At 71.1% G+C, this 18,010-nt stretch carries 16 protein-coding genes; 8 read left to right on the forward strand and 8 right to left on the reverse strand.

Going from position 1 to position 18,010, the window contains the following annotated elements; translation table 11 throughout:
* Window positions 1-140: 140 nt before the first annotated feature.
* The 8 genes from DFH01_RS19340 to DFH01_RS19375 form a co-directional block, all read right to left on the reverse strand.
* On the reverse strand, window positions 141-560 hold the full coding sequence (locus DFH01_RS19340) for a BLUF domain-containing protein (RefSeq protein WP_199231298.1): 420 nt from the start codon (window positions 558-560) through the stop codon (window positions 141-143).
* The gene (locus tag DFH01_RS19345; RefSeq protein WP_109872106.1) at window positions 557-1,900 is read right to left on the reverse strand and encodes a putative bifunctional diguanylate cyclase/phosphodiesterase; all 1,344 of its coding nucleotides are present in this window, start codon (window positions 1,898-1,900) and stop codon (window positions 557-559) included. The genes DFH01_RS19340 and DFH01_RS19345 overlap by 4 nt, the downstream gene beginning before the upstream one ends.
* A 62-nt stretch (window positions 1,901-1,962) precedes the next feature.
* Entirely contained in the window at window positions 1,963-3,396 is a 1,434-nt protein-coding gene (locus tag DFH01_RS19350) for a dihydroorotase (RefSeq protein ID WP_109872107.1), read from the reverse strand.
* A 94-nt stretch (window positions 3,397-3,490) separates the two neighbouring features.
* Window positions 3,491-4,981: an amidohydrolase family protein gene (locus tag DFH01_RS19355; RefSeq protein WP_109872108.1), complete on the reverse strand. Its 1,491-nt coding sequence runs from the start codon at window positions 4,979-4,981 to the stop codon at window positions 3,491-3,493.
* A complete protein-coding gene (locus DFH01_RS19360) occupies window positions 4,981-6,000 on the reverse strand; it encodes an ABC transporter substrate-binding protein (RefSeq protein WP_109872109.1) in 1,020 nt (339 codons plus the stop codon). Before DFH01_RS19360 ends, DFH01_RS19355 begins: the two co-directional genes overlap by 1 nt.
* Before the next feature lie 119 nt (window positions 6,001-6,119).
* Window positions 6,120-7,436 (reverse strand): NAD(P)/FAD-dependent oxidoreductase, encoded by a 1,317-nt coding sequence (locus DFH01_RS19365; protein WP_109872110.1) that lies wholly within the window; start codon window positions 7,434-7,436, stop codon window positions 6,120-6,122.
* The gene (locus DFH01_RS19370; protein ID WP_233256187.1) at window positions 7,433-8,311 is read right to left on the reverse strand and encodes a DMT family transporter; all 879 of its coding nucleotides are present in this window, start codon (window positions 8,309-8,311) and stop codon (window positions 7,433-7,435) included. Before DFH01_RS19370 ends, DFH01_RS19365 begins: the two co-directional genes overlap by 4 nt.
* 51 nt (window positions 8,312-8,362) lie before the next feature.
* Window positions 8,363-8,563 carry a hypothetical protein gene (locus DFH01_RS19375; protein ID WP_109872111.1) on the reverse strand — a complete coding sequence of 67 codons (201 nt, stop codon included), beginning with the start codon at window positions 8,561-8,563 and terminating at the stop codon, window positions 8,363-8,365.
* A 198-nt stretch (window positions 8,564-8,761) separates the two neighbouring features.
* Here DFH01_RS19375 and DFH01_RS19380 point away from each other — a divergent pair, with 198 nt between their 5' ends.
* The 8 genes from DFH01_RS19380 (at window position 8,762) to DFH01_RS19415 (ending at window position 17,999) form a co-directional block, all read left to right on the forward strand.
* Window positions 8,762-10,927 carry a ferredoxin family protein gene (locus DFH01_RS19380; RefSeq protein ID WP_109872112.1) on the forward strand — a complete coding sequence of 722 codons (2,166 nt, stop codon included), beginning with the start codon at window positions 8,762-8,764 and terminating at the stop codon, window positions 10,925-10,927.
* A complete protein-coding gene (locus tag DFH01_RS19385) occupies window positions 10,924-12,405 on the forward strand; it encodes an indolepyruvate oxidoreductase subunit beta family protein (RefSeq protein WP_109872113.1) in 1,482 nt (493 codons plus the stop codon). Before DFH01_RS19380 ends, DFH01_RS19385 begins: the two co-directional genes overlap by 4 nt.
* Window positions 12,406-12,433: 28 nt before the next feature.
* Window positions 12,434-13,408 (forward strand): Bug family tripartite tricarboxylate transporter substrate binding protein, encoded by a 975-nt coding sequence (locus tag DFH01_RS19390; protein ID WP_109872114.1) that lies wholly within the window; start codon window positions 12,434-12,436, stop codon window positions 13,406-13,408.
* Window positions 13,409-13,506: 98 nt separating this feature from the next.
* Window positions 13,507-14,721: an ABC transporter substrate-binding protein gene (locus DFH01_RS19395; protein WP_109872115.1), complete on the forward strand. Its 1,215-nt coding sequence runs from the start codon at window positions 13,507-13,509 to the stop codon at window positions 14,719-14,721.
* 42 nt (window positions 14,722-14,763) lie between these two features.
* Complete coding sequence (locus DFH01_RS19400; RefSeq protein WP_109872402.1) at window positions 14,764-15,606, forward strand: branched-chain amino acid ABC transporter permease; 843 nt, start codon at window positions 14,764-14,766, stop codon at window positions 15,604-15,606.
* Window positions 15,603-16,553: a branched-chain amino acid ABC transporter permease gene (locus DFH01_RS19405; protein WP_109872116.1), complete on the forward strand. Its 951-nt coding sequence runs from the start codon at window positions 15,603-15,605 to the stop codon at window positions 16,551-16,553. Before DFH01_RS19400 ends, DFH01_RS19405 begins: the two co-directional genes overlap by 4 nt.
* Window positions 16,550-17,305, forward strand: coding sequence for an ABC transporter ATP-binding protein (locus tag DFH01_RS19410; RefSeq protein WP_109872404.1), 756 nt, complete (start codon window positions 16,550-16,552; stop codon window positions 17,303-17,305). Before DFH01_RS19405 ends, DFH01_RS19410 begins: the two co-directional genes overlap by 4 nt.
* Window positions 17,298-17,999, forward strand: coding sequence for an ABC transporter ATP-binding protein (locus DFH01_RS19415; protein ID WP_109872403.1), 702 nt, complete (start codon window positions 17,298-17,300; stop codon window positions 17,997-17,999). Before DFH01_RS19410 ends, DFH01_RS19415 begins: the two co-directional genes overlap by 8 nt.
* Window positions 18,000-18,010: the final 11 nt, after the last annotated feature.

The following is an 18,010-nucleotide window of genomic DNA, read 5'->3' on the forward strand; positions in this document are numbered from 1 at the left end:
TTTGCCGGCTCCGCCGGCGGGGCGCTGCAGAAGTAGCAGCGCCCGCACCCCTTCCCCCAACAAGCCCTCTCCCCCCTCAGGGGGGAGAGGGTTGGGTGAGGGGGGGCAGCCTCCCTCTGCGCGCCGCCCTCCGCCAGCCCCTAGGCCGTCGCGGCTTCCGTGTTCCGGATCGCCGCCTGCAGCATCGCCAGCAGCTCCGCTGCTCCGCCCGCCTCGCCCAGCGTCTCGGCGCGCACCGGCGCATCCGCCACGAAAGCCATGCTCCAATCCGCGAAGGCGCGTACCGTCGGGGCGCTGACTTCCAGCACCGTGACGTGGTCGTGCCGCAGGTCGCATTGGATGGTCTCGAAGATCGCCTCCACCGCTTCCGGCGGACCTTCCAGCACCTGGGCGAAGCGGCGCGCGGTGTAGAGCAGAGCGCCGGTCACCCCGATGCGCGGGTTGTTGCGGCGCGCCGCCGTCAGGATCGAGGCCAGCACCGGCCCGATCGGCTCATCCGGATCGGTCACGGTGTGGCTGACATAGATGACCCGCCGCAGCGCTGGCTGCATCCCGCTCATGCCGCAATCGCCTCCTTGTCGCCGGGGCCCTGGCGGTCGGCCGCGATCCGGTTGATCAGCGCCTCCACGCGGGCCGATGGGACGGGCTGGCTGAAGAGGAAGCCTTGCGCGTCGGTGCAGCCATTCTGCTCGAGCTCGGCGAGCTGGCTGGGCGTCTCGACGCCTTCGGCCGTGGTCCGCAGCCCGAGCGAACTGCCAAGCGCCGCGACCGCGCGCACGATGGCGGCACTCTCGGCCTCCGTCGCGATGCCGGTGACGAAGCTGCGGTCGATCTTCACGCGGTCGAGGGGAAAGCTGCGCAGCCGCGACAGCGAGGAATAGCCGGTCCCGAAATCGTCGAGCGAGATGCGCACGCCCAGGGCGCGCAGCTCCTGGCATGTGGCCGTGGCGGTCGTCACGTCGTGCAACAGGGCCGTCTCGGTCACTTCCAGCTCGAGTCGCTCCGGCGCGAGGCCTGTCGCGGCCAGCGTGGACTTCACCTGCGCCGCCAGCTCGCGCCGTGCGAGCTGCGCCGCCGCGACGTTCACGGCGACCACCAGCGACGGGTCGCTCCAGCCCGCGGCCTCCCGGCAGGCGGTGCGAAGCACCCACTCGCCGATCGGCAGGATGAGCCCCGTCTCCTCGGCCAGAGGCACGAATTCGCCGGGCGCGACCAAGCCGCGCGCGGGGTGACGCCAGCGCAGCAGCGCCTCGAAGCCGGCAAGCCGGCCGGATCCGAGCTCGACATGAGGCTGGTAGTGCAGCTCGAACTGGCCGAGTGCGATGGCCGCGCGGAGGTCTGATTCCATCTGCCGCCGCGCCTCGGCACGGGCGCGCAGGGCCGGGCGGAAGCGCCGCTGGTCGCCGCGGCCTTCCGCCTTCGCCTGGTAGAGCGCGAGGTCGGCGCAGCGCAGCAGCGGCTCGGGTTCTGACGCGTCGAAGGGGAAGAGCGCGATGCCGACGCTCGCGCCGATGACCACGCTGTGCCCGTCCAGCAGGAAGGGCCGGCCGATCAGCTCGACCAAGCGCGCGGCCAGCGCCTGCGCCGCGACCTCGCCGGCGGGATGCCCCATGAGGATGGCGAATTCGTCGCCGCCGATGCGCCCGGCCAGGTCGCCCCCGCGCACCGCGGTGCGGATGCGCCGGCCGACGGCGCGCAGCAGCGCATCGCCCACGGCATGGCCCAGCGTGTCGTTGACCGTCTTGAAGCGGTCGAGGTCGAGGGCGAGCAGCGCGAAGGGCTGCCCGCCGCCATTCTCGGGCGTGGCCGCGTCCCGCAGCGCCGCAAGCAGCGCGTCGCGTTGCAGCAGGCCGGTGAGGCTGTCGATTGCGCCTTCGGGCGCGGCAGAGGAGGCGTCCATGACGCCTTCCTGCCATGCGGGTGTGAACGCTTCGCGAATGCCGCGCGCCGGTCGCGCGCGGCCTACCAGGGGCGCGCGTCGGGGCGCAGGATGGCCTTGGTGGTGGTGGCGAGGTTGCGCGGCTCGGGCTTCGGCATCGCGGGCCGCTCCATCCGGCCCCAGCCGGGCGCGTCGAGCACCTTGCCGTCCTGCATCACGATGCGGCCGCGCACGATGGTGGCGACGGCGCGGCCGACGGTCTCCATGCCTTCGAAGGGCGTGAAGCGGCTGCGGATGCTGTGCAGCTCCGCGCCGCGGATCGTGCCGCGCGCGCCGGCGTCCACCACGGCGACGTCGCCATCCGCGCCCGGCTGGATCACGCCCTTGCGTGGCCAGAGCCCGAACGCCCGGGCGGGTGCCGCGCTCGCCATGCGCACATACTGCTCCATCGTCATGCGGCCCTCGTGGACGAGGGTCAGCATCAGCCGCATCGAGGTTTCGACGCCCGGGAAGCCGCAGGCATTGTCCCAGAAGGAGGGGCGCTGCTTCTCCTCCATCGCATGCGGGGCGTGGTCGGTGCCGAGGATGTCGATGGTGCCGTCGAGCAGCGCCTGCAGGATGGGTTCGCGCTGCCGGCCCTCGCGGATCGGCGGGTTGAGGCGCGCGACGCGGCCCTTGTCGCCAACCAGGTCCTCGGCGGCGATCAGCACGTATTGCGGGCACGTCTCGACCGTCATCGGCACGCCGCGCGCCTTGGCGTCGCGGATGATGGGGATAGAGCGCATGCAGCTTTCGTGCACGATGTGGATTCGTGCGCCGGTCCACTCGCTGAGGACGATGGAGCGGTTGAGCGATTCCAGCGCCACGATGTCCGCCCGTGCCGAGAGATGCGCGAAGGCGTCGTCGCGACCGGCGGCCTTCATGCGGTTCTCGCGCCAGAACAGCATGGGCGAGTTCTCGGCATGGATTGAGCAGCGCAGGCCGAGCTCCGCCAGGATCTCGAAGCCTTCCAGCACGGCGCCATCGTTCGGCGCGGGGTTGTTGCCGGTGGTGTTGCCGTAGAACAGCTTGAAGCCGATCACGCCGGCCTTCGCCAGCGCCGGCAGGTGATCGAGCGAGCGTTCGTCGAGGATGCCGTAGAGGCCGAAATTCACATGCGCCTGGCGCTCGGCGGCCTCGCGCTTCGCGGCGAGCGCCTCTTCCGTCGCGATGGCTGGCTCGGTGTTCGGCATGTCGAAGACGGTGGTGACACCGCCCGCCGCCGCGGCGCGCGTGCCGGTGGTCCAGTCCTCCTTGTGGGTCATGCCCGGCTCGCGGATATGCGTGTGCACGTCGATCGCGCCGGGGATCACCAGCTTGCCGCGCGCGTCGAGCGTGTTCTTCGCCTTGGGTGCGAAGGCCGGGTGGCCGACGAAGGCGATGACGCCGTCCTTGATCGCGACGTCGGCGGGGAAGCGCGCGGTCTCGTTGACGACGGTGCCGCCGGTGATGAGCAGGTCGGCGAGGGATTCGGTCATGTCGGCGGTTCCGGCAACGGTGGCGGGGCTGCGCTGCCCCCACCCCGACCCTCCTCCGCAGGCGGGGGAGGGAGAAAAGGGCAGGGGGAGGGGGCTACTCGGCCTTCAGCAGCCGCTTCGAGCGCGTCCAGCCCTTGGCCAGCGCGCGGCAGTGGCAGGCGATGTGCGGCGCGACCGCCTCGCACCAGGCGCGCACCTCGGCATTCGCGCCGCGCAGGCGGTCGGCGGCTTCCTGCGCCTCGGCCGCCAGCTTCGCCTCGTCGAGGCCGAGCACCTTGCGGTCGCGCAGCTTCCACTGGCCGGCGACCATCACATCCACCACGGCGCTGCCATCCTCGGTCCAGACGAGCTGGTTCGCAGCATCGTTGAAGGGCGCCCAATTCACGTGTCGCAGGTCAAGCAGCACGAGGTCGGCGGCCTTGCCGGCGGCGATCACGCCGCCCTCGTCATGGCCGACGATGTGCGAGGAGCCGATGGTGGCGAGCCTCACCGTCTCCGCCGTGCCGAGCCAGTCGTCATCCTCCGCATCCTCCCAGAGGCGGGAGGCGAAGGCGGCAAGCCGCATCGCCTCGAACATGTTCTGGTTGTCGGAGGAGGAGGAGCCGTCAGTGCCGATGCCGACCGTGACGCCCGCGCGGATCGCCGCGCGCACCGGCGCGATGCCGGAGGCGAGGCGCATGTTGGCGCCCGGATTGTGCGACATGCTGGCGCCGCGCTTCGCGAGCAGATCGAGATCGGACTGCGTGAGCCACACGCCATGGGCCACGCTGAACCAGCGCCCGACCAGCCCGAGCCGGTCCATGTGCTCGAGCAGCGTCGCGCCGCCGTACCGCGCCTCGCCGGCGGCGGCCTGGTAGCGCGATTCGGCGACATGGGTCTGCATCGGCAGACCGTATTCGGCCGCGAGCGCGCGGCACCCCTTCAGGAATTCGTCGGTGCCGTGCAGCGGGATGGTCGGCGCGCAGCCGAGGCGGATGTTGCGCCGCCCATGCGACCAGGACTGCGCGGCGGTGCCGATGGCGGCGAGGATGTCGGCGGGCGCGGCCATGCGCATCCCGCCGGCACGGGCGCGGTGTTCCTCGGGCAGCGCCTCGATCAGGCCGGGCGTCGCCTGGAAGAAGGTGAGGTCGGCGACCATGGGCGCGAGCACGGCGCGCAGCCCGACGGCGGCATAGGCATCAACCATCGCCTCCAGCCCCTCGACGGTGGGGCAGGGGAATTCGGCCGGCATGTCGAAGGCCGCGGTGCAGCCCTTCTTCAGCATCTCCACCGCGGTCAGCGCGGTGGAGAGATACTTGTCGCGCAGGCCGCGCCCGCCGCCGACCCAGGGGGCATGCGCCAGCAGCAAGGCGAGGTCCCACTTGTCGCCGCTGCCCTTCGCGAGGCCGCCATGGCCATGCGTGTGGCCGTTGACGAGCCCAGGGATCACCAGGCGGTTGCGCGCGTCATTCGGCGCCGCGTCCGGCACGGCGGTGCCGGGCGGAAGGATGGCCGCGATGCGGCCATCCTCGATCAGCACCTCCTGGAACGGCGCGGAAAGCGCGTCGGGGGACAGCACCCGCGCGCCGGTCAGGAGGAGCTTCATCAGACCATGCGCTCCGACCGCGGCGGCAGGTAGCGATCGGTGAAGAAGTCCTCGGCGCGCGGCGGGTTGGCCACGCCCAGCGCCTCGGCGTTCACCTGGATCAGCGTGCGCACCCGCGCCATGTCCACATGGCCGAGGCCGTTGGCGCGGCTGTTCGGCGTCAGCATGGAGCGGTCGCGCGTCATCGCGAAGCGGCGGGCCTCCAGCGCCTCGTCGAAGAGCGGCTCGCGGCGCTTGAGCGATGCCATGCCGCCGGGGATGTCGTTCAGCAGCAGCTTGAGACCCTCGATCGAGGCCTTCACGAAGCGCGTCGCCGTATCCTGGTTGCGCTCCAGCCATTCGGCGCGGGCGAAGACACCGGAGCCGTAGATGTCGAGGCCATGCTCGGCATAGGGCCAGCCGAGGATGTCGCCTTCCGGCACGCCCAGGCCGACCAGGTTGAAATGCACGGTGAACAGGAAGCCGGTGACGGCATCCACCTGGCGCGTGCGCAGCATGGTGTCGCGCAGGTTCGCCGCCATGGAGGTCCAGCGCACGGAGGCCGGATCGATGCCGGCGACGCGGGCGAAGGCGGGGAAGAGCATGCGGCTGCCCTCGCCTTCCGGCGCACCCAGGTTCTTGCCGGCGACGTCCTGCGGCTTCTCGATGCCGCGGCCCTTCAGCGTCACCAGCGCCGCGGCGGTGCGGTCGAAAACCGGGTAGATCATGACCAGGCGGTTCTGCGGGTTCTCGGCGTTGAACTTCACCGCGCCCGCGAAATCCGCGAAGCCGATATCGTAGGCGCCGGAGCCCACCTTCACCAGCGCATCGCCCGAGCCGAAGCCGCGGTCCATGCGTACGCTGAGGCCGAGATTGCGGTAGACGCCGCGGTCGTCCGCCAGCGACCACATGGCGTGGTTGCCCTGCAGCGCCCAGTCCAGGCTGAAGCGCAGCGCGGTCTGCGCCCGGGCGGTGCGGATCTGCGGCAGCGCCAGCGCGGCGGCGCCGGCGGCGAGCAGGGTGCGGCGACGGAAGGTCATGAGGTCTCCCTTTTTTTCTGGTCGAGGCGGCCGGCGGCGGGAAGCGGGTGCGGCGGACGACGGCCCTGCGCTTTCTCAGCCATGATCTCGGCGTCGCGGTCAAGCCATCCGATGCGGGGCTAGACCGACCAGCCGTCGCGCCGGTCCTTCAGGCGGTACCAGCCGGTGACGAGCTGCATGAACCAGGGCGTGCCGGTGTAGCCGGGGATGGTGGGCATGGGCAGCCGCGCGAAGGCGCTGATCCGGTTGTCCCCGCCCAGCATCATGCGCGCGGCGACGGTGCCGAGATGCGTCATGGTCGTCACGCCGCTGCCGTTGCAGCCGAGCGCGAAATGCACGCCGTCCTGCACGCCGACATGGGGCAGCATGTCGAAGGCGAAGGCGACGTTGCCCTTCCAGCCATGGGTGATGCGCACGCCTTCCAACTGCGGGAACAGGTTGACGAGCTGGCGGTGCAGCCAGCGGGCGCCGATGCGCGGATCGGTGTCGGACAGCGTCGCGCGCCCGCCGAACAGGATGCGGGTGCCGTCGGGCGAGGGGCGGAAATAGTAGAGGATCTTCTTCGTGTCGCCATAGACGCGGCCCTGCGGCAGCAGCGCCCGGACCCGATCCGCCCCGAGTTCCTCCGTCGCGATCATGTAGCTCGCCACCGGGATCACGCGGCGGCGGTGCCAGGGCGTGGCGCGGCCGGTGTAGCCGTTGGTCGCCACCATCACATGCCGCGCCCGCACCGCGCCTGCGGCGGTGGCGAGGACGAAACCGGCGCCATCGCGCGCGATGCCCTGCACCGCGACGCCGCCGGCCAGCATGGCGCCCGCGCGCTGCGCGGCCTTGGCGAGACCCTGGACGTAGCGCGCCGGATGCAGCCCGCCGGCGCGCGCGATGCGCAATCCGCCATGGTAGCGCGTGGTGCCGAGCTCCTCCGCCAGCCTGGCGCGCGGCAGCAGCTCCGCGCCGCCCGGATCGGCAGCGTTGAGCAGCGCGGCACGCTTCGCGAGCGTCGCCATCGCCGCTTCCGTATGCGCGCCGACGAAGCGGCCGCAGCGGCGCCAGGCGCAGTCGATGCCTTCGCGCGCGATCAGCGCATCCAGCGCGTCGAAGCTGGCCTCGGCTTCCTCCACCATCTCCGCCAGCAGCTTCGGATCGAGGCCCTTCGCCACGTCCGACTTGGCGCGGCCGAGACTGCCGGCGCCGGAGAGCGCGCCGCCATTGCGGGAGGACGCGCCCCAGCCGATCGCTTCCCGGTCCATCACCAGCGCGGGCACGCCAGCGCGGCCGAGCTCCAGCGCGCAGGCGAGGCCGGCGATGCCGCCGCCGATGATCGCGACCTCCGCCGCATCGGGCAGGGAAGGCGGTGCGGGGGTTGGCGGCGGCGCGTCCTCCCACCACCAGGGCGTGGTCGCGAATCCGGGGGCGAAGACGGCGTCGTCGGTCATCGTCCGGCGCTCCTTGCCAGGTAGAGCGTGGCGCCCACCATGATCAGCGTTCCCCACAACAGGGTCCAGCCCGGCTGCTCCGCGAAGATGACGAAGCCGAGTGCGGCGCTGGCCGGGATCTGGGCGTATTCGATCGGCGCCAGCAGCCCGACCGGGGCGCGCCGCGCCGCCCAGGAGGCGCAGAAATCGCCGAGGATGGCGAGCACCGAGCCGGCGAGCAGCCAGGCCAGCGCCGTCCCGCTGGGCGTGACCCAGACGAAGGCCGAGATCGGCCCCCAGACCACGACGCTGGCGATGGCGTACCAGGCGACGACGCGGGAAGGTGGCTCGGTGGCGGAGAGCTGCTTGATCGCGATCAGCACCAGCGCGCCGGTGATGCCGCCACCCACCGCGGCGAGGGTTCCGGCCGAGAGCTCGCCCTGCGGCCCGGCGATGATCAGCACGCCGGTGAAGCCGATCGCGGCCGCGATGGCGCGATCCCAGCCGATGCGCTCGCCAAGGATCAGGAAGGCCAGCGGCAGCGCCCAGAGCGGACGCGCATGCATCAGCGCCACCGCATCGGCCAGCGGCAGCCAGAGGATCGCCAGCATGTGCAGGAAGAACCCGGTGAGGCCCGCGCCGATGCGAAACAGATGCGCGCCCGGCCTCCGCGTGGCGAGGTCGCCGAAGCCCTTGCGCAGCATCCAGGGCAGGATGACGAGGCAGGTGAACAGGCCGCGGGCGAAGGGCAGCACGGGCACCGGCAGGCCTTCGAGCATGGCAGCGCGGAAGCAGGCGCCCATCGCCGCGAAGAGAAGGCAGCAGACCAGCATCAGACCCATGCCGGCCAGCGCGTGCCTCGTGTCACGGCTGGTCGGCAGGGGGGCGCGATTCATGCCGTCAGTCTGGCCGGTTGCCGGCCGCCGCGTAATCCTCCCCGGCGCAGGTCAGCGCCGCGGCGGCGGCGCGGTGGCGAGTTCAGCTTCCAGCTCCCGGATGCGGGCCTGCAGCGTCGCGCGGAGCGAGGGCGCGGCGCTCGGCTTCAGGTTCGCAAGCGTCTCCTTCAGCTCCGCCACCAGCTTGCGCTTTTCCTGCGGCGTCCGGCGGATCGGGCGATTGTCGGAGAACTGGCCCTCATGCGAGCGCATCGTCTTTGTCTCCCGGTTCTGGCGTATCGTATTCGGTTAGGCGGCCCGCGACGCATCGTCAACGCGGTTCGGGCCGGCGCCCGGCGATGACGCGGCCGTGCCGGCCCCTGCGGACCGTTTGACACCCCCTGATCCTTGTCCGATATGCGCGGTAAGGAATGGGTGCCGGGCTTTCCCATGCCGGCCGGGAGGTCACCGATGGAGGTCTCGTTCCGGGAAGAGATCGCCTCGCTGCGCCTGGGCGCGGGCGAGACGTTCCGCGGCGAGGGCATCCTCGCGGTGACCAAGGCGCTGCTGCAATCCGGCGTCTCCTATGTCGGCGGCTACCAGGGCGCGCCGGTCTCCCACCTCATGGATGTGCTGCTGCAGTCGGAGGACCTGCTGCAGGAGCTTGGCGTGCACCTGCAGACCTGCACGGGGGAGGCCGCGGCGGCGGCGATGCTCGGCGCCTCCGTCGCCTATCCGATGCGCGGCGCCGTCACCTGGAAGGCGATCGTCGGCACGAATGTCGCCGCCGATGCGTTGAGCAACCTGGCCTCGCCGGGCGTGATCGGCGGCGCGCTGATCGTGGTGGGGGAGGATTACGGCGAAGGGGCGAGCGTCGCGCAGGAGCGCAGCCACGCCTTCGCGCTGAAATCCTCCCTGCTGCTGCTCGATCCGCGGCCGGACCTGCCGACCATCGTGCGCATGGTGGAGCAGGGCTTCGCGCTGTCGGAAGCCTCGAACACGCCGGCGATGCTGGAGCTGCGCATCCGCGCCTGCCATGTCTTCGGGAGCTTCGTGGCGAAGGACAATCGCCGCGCGCCGATCAGTTTCCGCAACCCGGCGATGCCGGCGCGATTCGACTATGGTCGGCTTGCGCATCCGCCGGTGACTTTCCCGCAGGAGGCGGACAAGGTCGCCCGGCGCCTGCCGGCCGCGCGGCACTACATCCTGGAGCATGGGCTGAACGAGCTGCTGGGGCCGCCGGATGGCGAACTCGGCATCATCGTGCAGGGCGGGCTGTTCAACGCGCTGAACGCCGAGCTTGCGGCGCTGGGCCTTTCGGATGCCTTCGGCCGCCTGCGCATCCCGACGCTGGTGCTGAACGTCACGCATCCGCTGGTGCCGGAGCAGATCGCCGGCTTTTGCGCGGGCAAGCGCGGCGTGCTGGTCGTGGAGGAAGGCGCGCCGGACTATATCGAGCAGGCCATCGCGCAGATCCTGCGCAAGGCCGATCTCCACACGCCGCTGCACGGCAAGGATTTTCTGCCGCTGGCAGGAGAATACGCGCCGCCGGTGATCGCGGCGGGGCTCGCGCAGTTCCTCGACCGATATGGCCAGCGCTTCGTGGCGATCCCCTCGCTCGCGCCGGCGGCGGCGGAGGCGGCGAAGCGCGCGGTCGGCGCGGTCATCCCGCCGCGCGCGCCCACCTTCTGCACCGGCTGCCCGGAGCGGCCGGTGTTCAGCGCGATGAAGCTGCTGCGGCAGGAAACGGGCCCGGTGCATGTCGCCGCCGATATCGGCTGCCACGCCTTTGCAACCTTCGCGCCCTTCCACCAGGGCAACACGATCCTGGGCTACGGAATGTCGCTGGCGAGCGCGGCCGCCGTCGCCGGGACCAACCAGCGCCGGCCGATCGCGGTGATGGGCGATGGCGGCTTCTGGCACAACGGGCTCAACACCGGCGTCGCCGGCGCGGTGTTCAATCGCGACGACGCGGTGCTGGTGGTGATGGACAACGGCTATTCCAGCGCCACCGGCCTGCAGGACATTCCGTCCAGCCGCGAGGCGGACCATGAGGGCCGCGGCAAGGCCGTGCCGATCGAGCGCGCGATCAAGGGCGTGGGTGCCACCTGGGTGCGCACGGTCCACACCTATGACGTGCGCGGCGTGCTGCGGACGCTGAAGGACGCGCTGAGCGATCCGGTGAAGGGTCTGAAGGTGATCGTCGCGCGCGGCGAATGCATGCTGGCGAGGCAGAAGCGGCTGCGGCCCGCGCAGGCGAAGGCGATCGCGGCGGGGGAGCGCGTGGTACAGTCCCGCTTCGGCGTGGATGCGGAGGTATGTACAGGCGACCATGCCTGCATTCGGCTGAATGGCTGTCCCTCGCTGACGCTGAAGCCCTCCGGCGACCCGCTGAAGGACGACCCGGTCGCGCATGTGAACAACGACTGCGTCGGCTGCGGCCTGTGCGGCGAGGTGGCGCATGCGGCGCAGCTTTGTCCTTCGTTCTACCGGCTGGACGTGATCCGCAATCCGGGCCGGTTGGATGTGTGGCGGCTGCGGATTGGCAACTGGTTCCTGCGGCTGTTCGGCGGCACGCCGATCACCGAGGCGCCGAAGCTGCGTCCACCGGCGGCCGTGCCGGTGCCGGCGGAATGAGCACGCCCCGTGAACCCACCCGCATCCTGATCGCCGCGCTGGGCGGGGAGGGCGGTGGCGTGCTGGTGGACTGGATCACCCGCGCCGCCATCGAGGCCGGGCTGCATGCCACCCGCACCTCCATCCCCGGCGTCGCGCAACGCACCGGTGCCACGACCTACTATGTGGAGGTGATGCCGGCGCAGCCGGGCGATCCGCCGCCGGTGCTCGGGTTGAACGCCGCACCGGGGCGCGTCGACGTGTTCCTCGGCACCGAGTTGCTGGAAGCCGCGCGCCGGGCGGAGGGCGGCTTCCTGACCCGGGACCGCACGCTCGCGCTGGTCGCGCATCGCCGCGCCTACACCGTGACGGAGAAATCCGAGGGCGGCGACGGCCGCATGGACGAGGCGCGGCTGGCGCAGGCGGTGAGGGAGACGGCGCGCGAGGCCGTGATCGCCGACTACGACGCGCTGGCGCGGCAGACGGGCGCGGCGCTGAACGCCGTGATGCTCGGCGTGCTGGCCGCGCGCGGTGCCGTGCCGATCCCGCCCGACGCCTTTCGCGCCGCGATCCGCGCCGGCAGGGCGGCGGAGAGCAACCTGCGTGGTTTCGAGGCCGGCTTCGCGGGCGCGTCGACACCGGCGGCCGACGCCGCGCCGGCGCCCGGCGCCGGCCCGGGCGACCTGCCGGGGGAAGCGCGCGCGCTGGCCGCGGAAGGCGTAAAGCGCCTGACGGATTTCCAGGACGCGGCGCTGGCCGAGCAATACCGCGCCACGCTGCGCCGCTTCGCCGCGCTGCCCGGCGCGGATGGCGCGCTCGTCGCCGCGCTGGCGAAGCAGCTGGCGTTGCGCATGTCGTCGGAGGATGTGATCCGCGTGGCGCAGCTCAAGCTGCGCGACGCGCGTCGCCCGCGGCTTGTCGCCGAGGCCAAGGCAAGGCCTGGCGACATCGTGCACGTCGTCGAGTTCATGAAGCCCGGCCCGGCGGAAGTGCTCTCGCTGCTGCCGCCCGGCATCGCCCGGCCCGCGCTGCGCTTCGTGGAGCGGCGCGGCTGGATGGGGAAAAGCATCGCGCTGAATGTCTCGCCGACGCGCCCGCTCGGCTTCCTGCGGTTGCGCCTGCTCGCGGGCTTGCGCGGCTGGCGGAAGCGCACGCTGAAGCATGCGGAGGAGACGGCCTGGATCGCGGCATGGCTCGTGCTGGTGGAGCGCGCGCTGCCGCTCGGCACGCGGCTGGCGCGCGAAGTGGTGGACAGCGCGCGGCTGGTGAAGGGCTATGCCGCGACGGATGCGCGCACCCGCGCGAACTGGCGCCGCATCATGGAGGAGGTGCTGCGGCCGGCGCTGGACGGCAGGCTGCCGCCGGACCTCGCCGCGGATGCGCTGCTGCAGGCGCGGCTGGCGGCGCAGAAGGATCCCGAGGGCGACGCGCTGGACCGGACCCTCGCCGCCATCGCCGCGCGCATCGCCTCGCCCTCGCCGCGTCTTGCCGCCGACTAGAACAACACGAAAAGGGAGGACCAAGGACATGATCCGCTTCACCCGCCGCACCGCGCTGGCGCTGCCCGCCCTGCTGGCCGCGCCGGCGGCGCGCGCGCAGGCCGACTGGCCGACGCGGCCCATCCGCATCGTGGCGCCCTTCCCGCCCGGTGGCCTGGCCGATGTGATGGCGCGCCCGCTGGCGGCGCGGATGCAGGCGGCCTGGGGGCAGCCGGCGGTGGTGGAGAACCGGCCCGGCTCCGGCGGCAACATCGGCGCCGACGTGGTCGCGAAGGCGGCGCCGGATGGCTACACCTTTCTTGTCGGCTCGATCGGGCCGATCGCGGCGAACGAGTTCCTCTTCGCCTCGCTGCCCTACAACCCGCGCACCGCCTTCGCGCCGATCGCGGTGCTGGCCACGACGCCGAAGGTGATCTGCGTCGGCGCGGGCAAGCCGTGGAAGAGCCTGGCAGAGCTGACTGCGGGGGCGAAGGCCGAACCGGGCCGGATCACCGCGGGGTCCGCGGGCAACGGCTCCTCCCTGCACCTGGCGCTCGAGCTGTTCAACGAGGCCGTGGGCACGCGCATCACCCATGTGCCGTATCGCGGCGCCGGGCCGGCGGTAAATGACCTGATCGGCGGGCAGATCGACTGCATCTTCGACAACGTCCCGAACATCCTCGGCCAGATCCGGGGCGAGCGGGTCCGCCCCCTGGCGACGCTCACCGCGCAGCGCCTGCCGCAACTGCCCGATGTGCCGACCATCGCCGAGGCGGGCGGCCCGCCGCTGGTCTTTGGCGCCTGGTTCTGCCTGGTGGCGCCGGCCGGCACGCCGGCGCCGGTCATCACCCGCGTCTCGGAGCAGGTGGACCTGATGATGCGGGACCTGGAGGTGGGCGGACGCCTGGCGGCCCAGGGCGCGGTGACCGGCGGCGGCGGGCCGCAGCCCCTGGCCGAGCTGATCGCCACCACGCGGACGCAGCTGGAGCCGGTGATCCGGCGCAACAACATCCGGGCCGAGTAGCGCTGCCGACTCGTCCGGACAACGTCTTGCCCTCCGGCGCGGCCCGGCGCAGATAGCGCCGGGCGGGCTCCGGCCTGCAAACAGGGAGAAACACACCCATGACCGCCTTCTCGCCTTCCCGCCGCACCGTGCTGCTGGGCGCGGCGGCCGCGCTGGCCGCCCCCCGGATCGCCGGCGCGCAGCCCGCCGCCGTGAAGCTGGGCATCCTGCAGCCCGTCACCGGCGCGCTGGCGCAGGACGGCGAATACGGCCGCCTGGGCGCCGAACTCGCGATCAACGAGATCAACAGCACCGGCGGCATCCGCGCGCTTGGCGGCGCGCGGATCGAGATGGTGTTCGGCGATGCGCGCTCGAACCCGGAAGGCGGCACGGCCGAGGTGGAGCGGATGAACTCCGAGGGTGTGGTGGCGGTGGTTGGCGGCTTCGCCAGCCCGATCTGCCTCGCCGCGTCGCAGGCCGCATCCCGCTATGACCTGCCCTACGTCGTGGATGTCGGCGTGGCGGACACCATCGTCACGCGCGGGCTGCGCAACACCTTCCGTTTCGGGCCGGGCTTCGGGAAGGTGACCTCGGGCGCGCTCGACAACCTGGTGAAGATCAACGAGGCCGCCGGCAAGCCGGCACGCACCGTGGTGGTGGTGCATGAGGACGGGCTGTTCGGCTCCGGCATGGCGCGGCTGATGCAGAACGAGCTGCCGAAGCGCGGCTTCGAGGTGCTGGAGACGATCAGCCACCCGACGCCGGCGCGCGACATGTCCAATGTGGCGCTGCGCATCCGCGCGCTGAACCCGGACCTGATCATCCCGTCCAGCTACTATGCGGAGTTCGTGCTGCTGTCGCAGACGCTGCAGCAGCGCCGGATCCGGCCGAAGGGGATCTATTGCGTGCTGAACGGCGCGGCCTCCAACTTCCGCTTCGTGCGGGAATTCCCGCAGGCCGCCAACCTGGTGATGGACGTCAACCACTGGGCCGATCCGCGCAAGCCGAAGACCGCCGAGCTGCGCCGCGCGGTGGAGGCGCAGAACCGCTTCTGGCTCTACAACACGCCGCTGAACTACTCGGCCGTGATGCTGGTGGCGGATGCGCTGGAGCGCGCCGGCCGCGCCGACCGCGCCGCCGTGATCGATGCGCTGGGCAAGACCGACGGCAGCTTCACCCGCCACATCATGCCCTATGGGCCGACGCGCTTCGAGAACGGCCAGAACCAGGCGGCCCAGGCGGTGAACACCCAGGTGATCAACAACGACATCAAGGTGATCTTCCCCGAAGAGTTCGCGGATGCGCGCCCGGTGTTCCCCTGGCCTGCCAACTGATCCGCATTGCGTTCCTACCCGCCTGAGATCATCGGGGAGGCCGTGCTCAACGGCCTCCTCACCGGGGCCATATACGGGCTGGTGGCGCTGGGGCTGACGCTGGTCTACGGCGTACTCCACATCATCAACTTCGCCCATGGCGCGCTGCTGACGCTGGCGATGTACGCCGCCTTCGTCGCGTGGAAGGTCTTCGGCCTCGATCCCTATGTCGCGATCCTGCCGCTCGTGCCGTTGTTCTTCGCGCTGGGCTACGGGGTGCAGCGGCTGGTGATCATGCCGGCGAGCAAGGGCGAGGATTCCAACATCCTGCTCGTCACGCTCGGCCTCTCGATCGTCATCGAGAACGTGATGCTGGCGATCTTCCGCTCCGACACACTTTCCGTGCAGGTGCCCTACGCGATGGAGGTTGTGGAGCTCGGGCCGATGCTGCTCGGCTTCCCGCGGGTGGTGGGCTTCGGCGTGGCCTTCCTGGTCGCTGCGGTGCTGTTCGTCATCCTCACCATGACGGACACCGGCCGCGCCATCCGCGCGGTGGCGAAGGAACGCACGGGCGCGGCGCTGGTCGGCATCGACGTGAAGCACATCTACGCCGTCACCTTCGGCATCGGCACGGCGTGCCTGGCGGTCGCCGCCTGCCTGCTGCTGCCCTTCTTCTACGTGAACCCGCGGGTCGGCAACGCCTTCGTGCTGGTGGCCTTCACCATCGTCGTGCTGGGGGGCATGGGCAGCGTGCCGGGCGCGCTGCTGGGCGGCCTGTTCATCGGCGTGATGGAGAGCCTCTCGGGCCTCTATTTCGGCGAAAGCCTCGGCCAGATCGGCATCTTCCTGATCTTCATCCTGGTGCTGCTGTTCCGCCCGACGGGCTTGTTCGGGGCAAAGGCGTGACGGCGAAGGACCTTCTTCCGATCGCGCTCTTCGCCGCCGTGGCGGCGTTGCTGCCGCTGTTCGTCACGCAGAACACCTGGCTGAACTTCGCGGTCTTCACGCTGATCATCTGCCTGGCCGCGCAGGGCTGGAACATCCTGGGCGGCTATGGCGGGCAGTACAGCTTCGGCCATGCCGCCTTCTTCGGCACCGCCGCCTATGCCACCGCCATCCTGCAGATGCGCTACGGGATGAACGCCTATCCGGCCTTCGCCGTCGGTGTGGCGGCGGCGAGCGCGGTGGGCGCGGTGATCGGCTTCCTCTCCTTCCGGTCGGGCCTGCGCGGCAGCTACTTCGCCCTGGTGACGCTCGCTTTCGCCGAGGTGTTCCGGGTGCTGGCCAATGCCAGCGAAGTCACCGGCGGCGCCGCGGGCATCCTGATCAAGCTCGATGTCCGGCCCGCGAATTTCCAGTTCGACTCACGGGCGAGCTTCTACTGGATCGCGCTGGGGCTGGTGACGGCGGCGCTGGTGGTGACGCGCGCGCTCGAACGCTCCCGCCTCGGCGCGCAGCTCGTCGCGGTGCGGGAGAATGAGAATGCGGCGCTTGCGCTCGGCGTGGACGCGCTGCGCGTGAAGCTTTCGGCCATCGCGCTCTCGGCGGCGATCACCGGCGCGGCGGGCGCGCTCTATGCGCAGTATTTCCTCTATCTCGACGCGAACATTGCCTATGGCACCTGGATCAGCGTGGAAGCGCTGCTGGCGCCGATCATCGGCGGCGCGGGCACGGTGTTCGGGCCTGTGCTGGGCGGCGTGGTGCTGCACGGACTGTCGGAATTCACAAAGACGCTGGTCGGCCGCATCCCGGGCCTCGACCTCGTCATCTTCGGCGTGCTGCTGATCCTGGTTGTGCGCTTCCCGCCGCGCGAAATTCCCGGGCTGATCCGCATGTGGCGGGCGCGGCGATGATCGAGCCCGATCCGGCCTTCCTCTCCGTGCATTCCGTCTCGAAGCGATTCGGCGGCCTGCTGGCCGTCAGCGAGGCGAGCTTCACGGTGAAGGAAGGCAGCATCACCGGGCTGATCGGGCCGAACGGCGCGGGCAAGACGACACTCTTCGCCATCGTCTCCGGCTTCGAGAAGCCGACCAGCGGCCGCGTCCTGTGGCGCGGCGAGGAGATCACGGGCCGCCCGCCGCATCGCCTGGCGCAGGACGGCATCGCGCGCACCTTCCAGATCGTGCAGCCCTTCGCGGGGCTGTCGGTGCGGGAGAACATCGCGGTCGGCGCCTTCCTGCGGCATCGCCGGCGCGCCGATGCACTCGCCGTGGCTGAGCAGGTCGCGGAGCGCGTCGGCCTTTCGGCGGAGCTCGACAAGCCCGCTGCGGCGCTGACGGTCGCAGGGCGCAAGCGCGTGGAGCTGGCGAAGGCGTTGGCGACGCAGCCGAAGCTGCTGCTGCTGGACGAGGTGCTGGCGGGGCTCAACCCGTCGGAGGTGCGCGACATCGTGCCCGTGGTGCGCGCCATCCGCGACGGCGGCATCACGGTGTTCATGATCGAGCATGTGATGCAGGCGGTGATGAACCTGTGCGAGGCCGTGCATGTGCTGGCGCAGGGCCGCATCATCGCAGGCGGCACGCCGGCGGAGGTGGTGCGCGACCCCGCCGTGATCGAGGCGTATCTGGGGCATGGCGCCGCAACCCGGCTGGCATCCCATGCTTGAGGTGAAGGACCTGGTCGCCGGCTACGGCCTGACGCGCGTTCTGGAAGGCGTCTCGCTGGAGGTGCGCGCGGGCGAGATCGTGGCTGTGCTCGGATCGAACGGCGCGGGCAAGACGACGCTGAACATGGTGCTGAGCGGGCTGGTGAAGCCGCGCGGCGGCAGCGTCGCCTTCCAGGGCGCGGACATCACGGGGCGCGCGCCGGCCGAGATCATGGCGCGCGGCCTGATCCAGGTGCCGGAAGGGCGCAAGATCTTTCCCAACCTGAGCGTGCGGGAGAATCTGGAGCTGGGTTCGTATCGCCGCGCGAAGGCGAATCGCGCGGCCAACCTCGACCGCGTCTTCACCACCTTTCCGCGGCTGAAGGAACGTGTCGGCCAGGCTGCCGGCACGCTCTCGGGCGGGGAGCAGCAGATGCTGGCGATCGGCCGGGGCATGATGGCGGAGCCGAAGCTGCTGATCCTGGATGAACCCTCGCTCGGCCTGTCGCCGCTTCTGGTCGAGGAGATGTTCGCGCTGATCCGCAGGCTGCACGGCGAGGGTCTCGCGATCATGCTGGTGGAGCAGAATGTCGCGCAGTCGCTGGAGATTGCCGACCGCGCGTATGTGCTGGAACATGGCGCCTTCGCGCTGTCGGGTCCCGCCGCGCAGGTGCGCGAGGATCCGGAGTTGAAGCGCGCCTATCTGGGACTGTGAAGGGAAGCGCC

It is taken from the genome of Falsiroseomonas bella, assembly GCF_003173615.1.
Classification (GTDB): domain Bacteria; phylum Pseudomonadota; class Alphaproteobacteria; order Acetobacterales; family Acetobacteraceae; genus Falsiroseomonas; species Falsiroseomonas bella.